The sequence below is a fragment of the Herpetosiphonaceae bacterium genome (genome assembly GCA_036374795.1).
Lineage (GTDB): Bacteria > Chloroflexota > Chloroflexia > Chloroflexales > Kallotenuaceae > LB3-1.
The window spans coordinates 22,595-28,708 of record DASUTC010000018.1; the positions used below are offsets into that span (position 1 = coordinate 22,595).

The window sequence follows — 6,114 nt, forward strand, 5'->3', positions numbered from 1 at the left end:
GATTCAGCCTAGTCTTTGACGCCAACTGCCTGGCGCTTGGTGGGCGTCTGGCCCACCTGCTGGTAGATCTGGGTGGTCGAGATCGAGGCGTGGCCGAGCAACTGCTGCACCGAGCGCAGGTCCGCGCCATTTGCCAGCATATGCGTCGCGAAGGAGTGGCGCAGCGTGTGCGGCGTCAGGTCGTGAATGCCCAGGTCTTTGGCGTAGCGCTTGAGGATCAGCCAGAAGCCCTGCCGGGTCAGGCGCTTGCCGCGATGGTTCAGGAAGAGCGCGCTATCGACGTGGCGGCTGCCCCGCGCAAGCTGTGGACGCGCAATATCGAGATACTCTTCAAGCGCCGTCACGGTCGACGGGCTGATCGGCAGCTGGCGCTCCTTGTTGCGCCCGCTGCATCGCACGCACTCGGCCTCAAGGTTGACATCCTTCAGATCGAGGGCGACAAGCTCCGAGACACGCATGCCGGTGGAGTAGAGCAGCTCCAGCATCGCCTTGTCGCGCAGCGCCTCAGGGCCGGACGCGCGTAGCGGCAGTTCAAGCAGCTCGTCCACCTGAACGACCGAGATTGCCTGTGGCGGCGTGCGATCGACACGCGGCGAGTCGAGGTCGACCGTGGGATCGGCGGCGATAGCGTTCTCGCGAACCAGGAAATCGCAGAACGATTTGACGGCTGCGGTACGTCGGGCAAGCGTTGACGTGGCGTAGCGCCGTTCTTTCAAGAAGATCAGGAAGGCAATCACGTCCTCGCGGCCCAGGCTCTGCCATGAGTCATGGCCGCGCTCGATGATAAACTCGCTGAATTGTTCCAGATCGGTGCGGTACGCTGAGGTTGTATTGGCTGAAAGCTTGCGTTCGCTAGCTAGATGTGCCAGAAACTGATCAAGCTGGTCGCGCATAATCGGGCGGCTCCATGTGCGGTTTCAATAATCCTGAGCCGGGATGGTAGCGCAAACTCTGGCTTATGTCAAACGTATGTTCCCCTGTCATACCTCCAGCCTGCTTTAGACCCCGGCAGCCGGAGTATGGTATGCTTGCGTGCGTATGTTGCAAGCCCTCATCCGCGCGGTGAGGGCCATGCCCCAGCTAGCAGGAATCCGACTATGATGCGCCTACCAGCCAGAGATAAACTTGGAACCGTTGTCGCGGGCTCGCTGACGGAGGGCCTGACGGTGCGCCTCGACCCCGCGTGCCTGATCGAGGATCTGCGCGTCGGGCAGTTTGTGGTGATCCAGGGCGATCGGCATCAGTTCTTCTCGATGATCAGCGATGTCAAGCTGGACGCCGCCAACCGCGACGTGCTGGCCGATCCGCCGCCCGACGACGACGACTTTCTGCGGCAGGTGCTCGGCGGCACCACCACCTACGGCACCTTCAACGTCGCGCCGATGCTGATGGTCGATGCGCTCGAAGGGCTGCGTCCCGTGCGCACGGTGCCGCGCCACTTCGCGCCGGTCTACACCGCCGACGAGAGCGATTTCGCGCAGGTCTTCGGCGCGGAGGGCGGCACGAAGTTTCAGATGGGCATGCCGCTCGATATGGATATTCCGGTCTGCCTGGACCTGGGACGGCTGGTGGAGCGCTCAAACGGCGTCTTCGGCAAGTCGGGCACCGGCAAATCGTTTTTGACGCGGCTGCTGCTCTGCGGCGTGATCAAGACCGGCGCGGCCAGCACGCTGATCTTCGATATGCACTCCGAGTACGGCTGGGACTCGAAATCCGAGGATGGCGTGTTTGTCAAAGGGCTGCGCCAGCTCTTCGGCCATCAGGTGCTCGTCTACTCGCTCGATCCCAAGTCGTCGCGGCAGCGCGGCGTCGCGATCGATAGCGAGGTCGTGATCGGCCTCGATCAGATCGACGTGGAAGACGTGATCCTGCTGCAAGACGAGCTAAACCTGACGGCGACCGCCGCCGAGTCGTCGTATCTGCTGGTCGATCATTTCGGCAAAAGCTGGTTCGAGCGGCTGCGGGCTATGGACTCGGCCCAGCTTGAGGAGTTTGCCAAGAACAGCGGCGCGCACGGCGGCTCGCTGGCGGCGCTCAAGCGCAAGCTGGAGCAGGTGGCGCGGCTCTGCTTTGTGCGCGAGAAAGCGCCAGTCTCGTCGATCGACGGTATTCTCAACGCGCTGATCGCCGGTCATCACGTGGTGCTGGAGTTCGGGCAGCACAACTCGACGCTGGCCTATATGCTGGTCGCCAACATCATCACGCGGCGCATCCACCAGAAGTGGGTCGAGCAGACCGAGAAGTACCTTCAATCCAAGCGCGAGAGCGATCGGCCCCGCCCGCTGGTGATCACCGTCGAGGAGGCGCACAAGTTCCTCAATCCCCAGGCGGCGCGACAGACGATCTTCGGCACGATCGCCCGCGAGCTGCGCAAGTACAGCGTCACGCTGCTGGTCGTCGATCAGCGACCCAGCGCGATCGACAACGAGGTGATGTCGCAGCTCGGCTCGCGGATCACGGCGCTGCTCAACGACGAGCGCGACATCGACGCGGTCTTTACCGGCGTCGGCGGCGCGGCGCGGCTGCGCTCGGTGCTTGCCAGCCTGGATACGCGCCAGCAGGCGATGATCCTGGGCCACGCCGTGCCGATGCCGGTGGTGATTCGCACGCGGCCCTATGACGAATCGTTCTACGCTGCGGTCGCGCCCAAAGCGGCGATCAAGAAGGACTACAGCAAGGTGCTGGAAGATGTCGATGATCTTTTTTGAAGAACAAAAAGCACATGCCTAACCTTCTGTTTCCTTTGATCCTTTGATCGCTTGGTTGCTTGCTTCCCCGGCCCCTGCCGCAGCGTATGCTATACTTATCACAAACGCTAGATCTTCGACTCACCAACCCTAGATCCTCGACGAGGAGGAGCACCCGTGAATTTTGAACTGACCGAAGAACAACAGTTTATCCGCCAGACGGTTCGTGATTTTGCCCAGAAAGAGATCGCGCCGCGATCGGCAGAGATCGATCGGACGGGCGAGTTTCCGCACGATATATTCAAGCAGATGGCCGAGCTTGGCCTGCTGGGGCTGCCGTTTCCCGAAGAGTACGGCGGCGCGGGCGCGGATGGCGTCAGCGTCGCGCTGGCGGTCGAGGAGATCGCGCGGGGCGATGGCTCGACGGCGCTGGCGTATCTGGCGCATATTGGCCTTGGCTCGATGCCGATCCTGCTCTTCGGCACCGAGGCGCAGAAAGAGAAGTTTCTGGTTCCGGCGGCCAAAGGCGAGTATCTGGCCGCGTTTGGCCTGACGGAGCCGCACGCTGGCTCCGACGCGGGCGCGACGCGCACCACGGCGCGGCTTGAGGGCGACGAGTGGGTGATCAACGGCGAGAAGATGTGGATCACCAACGCGCCGCTCGCCGGTCACATCATCGTCACGGCGGTTTCGGAGAAGGACAAGGGCCGCAAGGGCATTTCGGCGTTCATCGTGCCCAGGGGCGTGGATGGCCTGAGCTTCGGCAAGCACGAGCACAAGATGGGCCTGCACGGCTCGATGAGCACGGCGGTCTTCCTCAACGATGTGCGCGTGCCCAAGGAAAACCTGCTCGGCGAGCGCGGGCGGGGCTACTCGCAGTTCCTCCAGATCCTCGACGGCGGTCGGATCACGATCGGCGCGATGGCGATCGGGCTGGCGCAGGCGGCGTACGAGGCGGCGGTGCGCTATGCCCAGGAGCGCGAGTCTTTTGGGCGTCCGATCGGCGCGTACCAGTCGGTGTCGAACATGATCGCCGATATGGCTGTGGGACTGGAGGCATCGCGCTTGCTGGTGTACAAGGCGGCCTGGATCAAAGATCTGGGCAAGCCCTTCTCCAGGGAGGCGGCGATTGCCAAGCTGTACGCGACCGAAGCCTCGGAGAAGATCTGCCGCGACGCGATCCAGGTGCTCGGCGGCTACGGCTACTCGGCGGAGTTTCCGGTCGAGCGGCTGTACCGCGACACGCGGCTGCTGACGATCGGCGAGGGTACCAGCGAGATTCAGCGCATGGTGATCGCCCGCCACGTGCTGGGCAGCCTCGCGGCGCAGTTGTAACAGGCTACGATCCAGGCAGTAACGCGCGATCGGGTCAGGGCCTGTTGCGCGAAATCGAATCGGCTCTATACTGTGCGTACCATGAGCGCATGTGTTCTTTTGTAAGAATCTCACCGAGGTAGTCATATGGCAGATGCAGACGACAAGAAGGCCCGGCTCGAAGCGATCCGCGCCGCCAACCGCGCCAAGCAAGAGGCGGAGGGCGGCGCAGAATCGGCGGCAGCACCCGTAGCGGCTGCGACAACATCGGCTCCGGCTCAGACCAGCGTCGCTCCGGCTGCGGCTGGCGCGAATATGTCCGACGAGAAGAAGGCCAAGCTTGAGGCGATCCGCGCCGCGAATGCCGCCAAGCAGGCTGCGGCTGGCGCGGCACCCGCTGTGGTGACGACCGCTCCGGCAACGACCGCTGCTCCTGCGGCGAGGCCCGCAGCGTCGGCGGCTCCGGCGGCGAAGCCCGCTGCTCCCGCCGCCAGGCCCGCTGTCGCTGCCAAGGTCAGCGCGCCGATTGAGGATGATGCGCAGCCCGGCGCGACGCTGCTCCGGCGCATGGCGATCGGCGCGGTGATCGGCATGGTGCTGTGCATGATGCTGGCGACGATGACCAGCGAGTATATCGAGGGCGCGATCTGGGGCATCATTATGGGCGCGATTGCGGGGCCGCTGGTGCTGGGCTGGCCGCCCAAGCACACCACCTCCGACTAGACTCGATCATCTTCGGCAGGATGTACGAAAGAGGCAGCAGCGCTGCCTCTTTGTGATTGCCCTACACTACCTCGATGCCTTGCCCTGCCACGACCTCGCCAATGGGCCAGCACGGCTGCCCCGCCTCGGCGTAGCGCTGCTCCAAGCGCGCGGCGTCGGGGGGCGGCAGCGCGAGCAGCAGGCCACCGGAGGTCTGCGGATCGAACATCAGCAGTTGACGGGCCGCATCGACCGCCGCGCCGCATGAGACGTAGCCGTCCTGCTCCAAGAATTGCCGGTTACGCCCAAGGCCGCCCGGCACGATCTGCTGCCTGGCGTAGTCCAGCGCTCCCGGCAGCAGCGGCAGCGCCTCGGCGCTGAAGCGCAGACCGACGTTGCTGTTGCGCGCGATCTCGGCGGCGTGGCCCAGCAGCCCGAAGCCGGTAATGTCGGTGGCGCTGTGGACCGTGACCGTCTGCGCGATCTCGGCGGCCAGTCGGTTCAGGCGCAGCATACTGGCGACGGCAGCATCCAGATGCTCTGGCTGTCCCACGCCGCGCTTGAGCGCCGTGGTGATCACGCCCGTGCCCAGCGGCTTGGTCAGCAGCAGCACATCGCCCGGCTGCGCTCCGGCCTTGGGCGTCACCTTGCCCGGCTCGATCAGCCCCGTGACGCACAGGCCGTACTTCGGCTCGCGATCGACTACGGTATGCCCGCCCGCGATCACCGCGCCTGCCTCGGCGACTTTATCCGCGCCGCCCTGCAAGATCGCCAGGATCAGATCGTGCGGCAGATCGTCGGGGAACGCGGCGATGACCAGCGCCATCAGCGGACGACCGCCCATCGCATAGACATCGCTGAGCGCATTCGCGGCGGCGATCGCGCCGTAAGTGTAGGCGTCGTCGACGATCGGCGGGAAGAAATCGACGGTCTGGACGATCGTTGTGGTGTCGTTGAGCCGATAGACCGCCGCGTCGTCGCTGATGTCCAGGCCGATCAGCAGATCGGGATGGGCAGGCAGTTGCAGCGCCGCCAGCACGCTCGATAGGGCACCCGGCCCCATCTTGGATGCTCAACCGGCGCACGAAGCCAGATCGGTCAGCCGGATTTGTTCGCGTGTGTGCATATCTGCTCCTCGTCGGTTGGTAGCGCCTAAGGTTATGATAGCACAACGCTTGCGGGCACGATCGCTGCGGGCGCGGCGGTGCGGGAGCCGACTTCGACGGCATGCTATAATTCGTGTGATACACCTAAGATGATACAACGGCCCAAAAAGCCTGCTGATTTTTTATGAGGAGAACAACGATGTTCGACGGTGACGGCCAGCCCGAGGCGTTTATGGCAGCGCAGGAGCGGTGGGAGCAAGAGACGCTGGAGCCGACGCTCAAGAAAGCGCCGGAGCAGGAGCGAA

General features: G+C 64.1%; 5 protein-coding genes. 3 read left to right on the plus strand and 2 right to left on the minus strand.

The features are described 5' to 3' along the window. Window positions 1-8: 8 nt before the first annotated feature. Window positions 9-893, minus strand: a complete 885-nt coding sequence (locus VFZ66_00840; protein ID HEX6287699.1) for a site-specific tyrosine recombinase — start codon at window positions 891-893, stop codon at window positions 9-11. 204 nt (window positions 894-1,097) lie between these two features. Here VFZ66_00840 and VFZ66_00845 point away from each other — a divergent pair, with 204 nt between their 5' ends. The 3 genes from VFZ66_00845 to VFZ66_00855 all read left to right on the plus strand — a co-directional run bounded on the left by VFZ66_00845 (window position 1,098) and on the right by VFZ66_00855 (window position 4,724). Then, entirely contained in the window at window positions 1,098-2,708 is a 1,611-nt protein-coding gene (locus VFZ66_00845) for a DUF87 domain-containing protein (GenBank protein ID HEX6287700.1), read from the plus strand. Between the two features lie 156 nt (window positions 2,709-2,864). Next, window positions 2,865-4,022 carry an acyl-CoA dehydrogenase gene (locus VFZ66_00850; GenBank protein HEX6287701.1) on the plus strand — a complete coding sequence of 386 codons (1,158 nt, stop codon included), beginning with the start codon at window positions 2,865-2,867 and terminating at the stop codon, window positions 4,020-4,022. Window positions 4,023-4,148: 126 nt separating this feature from the next. Further along, window positions 4,149-4,724, plus strand: coding sequence for a hypothetical protein (locus tag VFZ66_00855; protein HEX6287702.1), 576 nt, complete (start codon window positions 4,149-4,151; stop codon window positions 4,722-4,724). Window positions 4,725-4,785: 61 nt separating this feature from the next. Here VFZ66_00855 and selD read toward each other — a convergent pair whose 3' ends face one another. Further along, entirely contained in the window at window positions 4,786-5,829 is a 1,044-nt protein-coding gene (gene selD, locus VFZ66_00860; protein ID HEX6287703.1) for a selenide, water dikinase SelD, read from the minus strand. Between the last annotated feature and the right edge of the window lie 285 nt (window positions 5,830-6,114).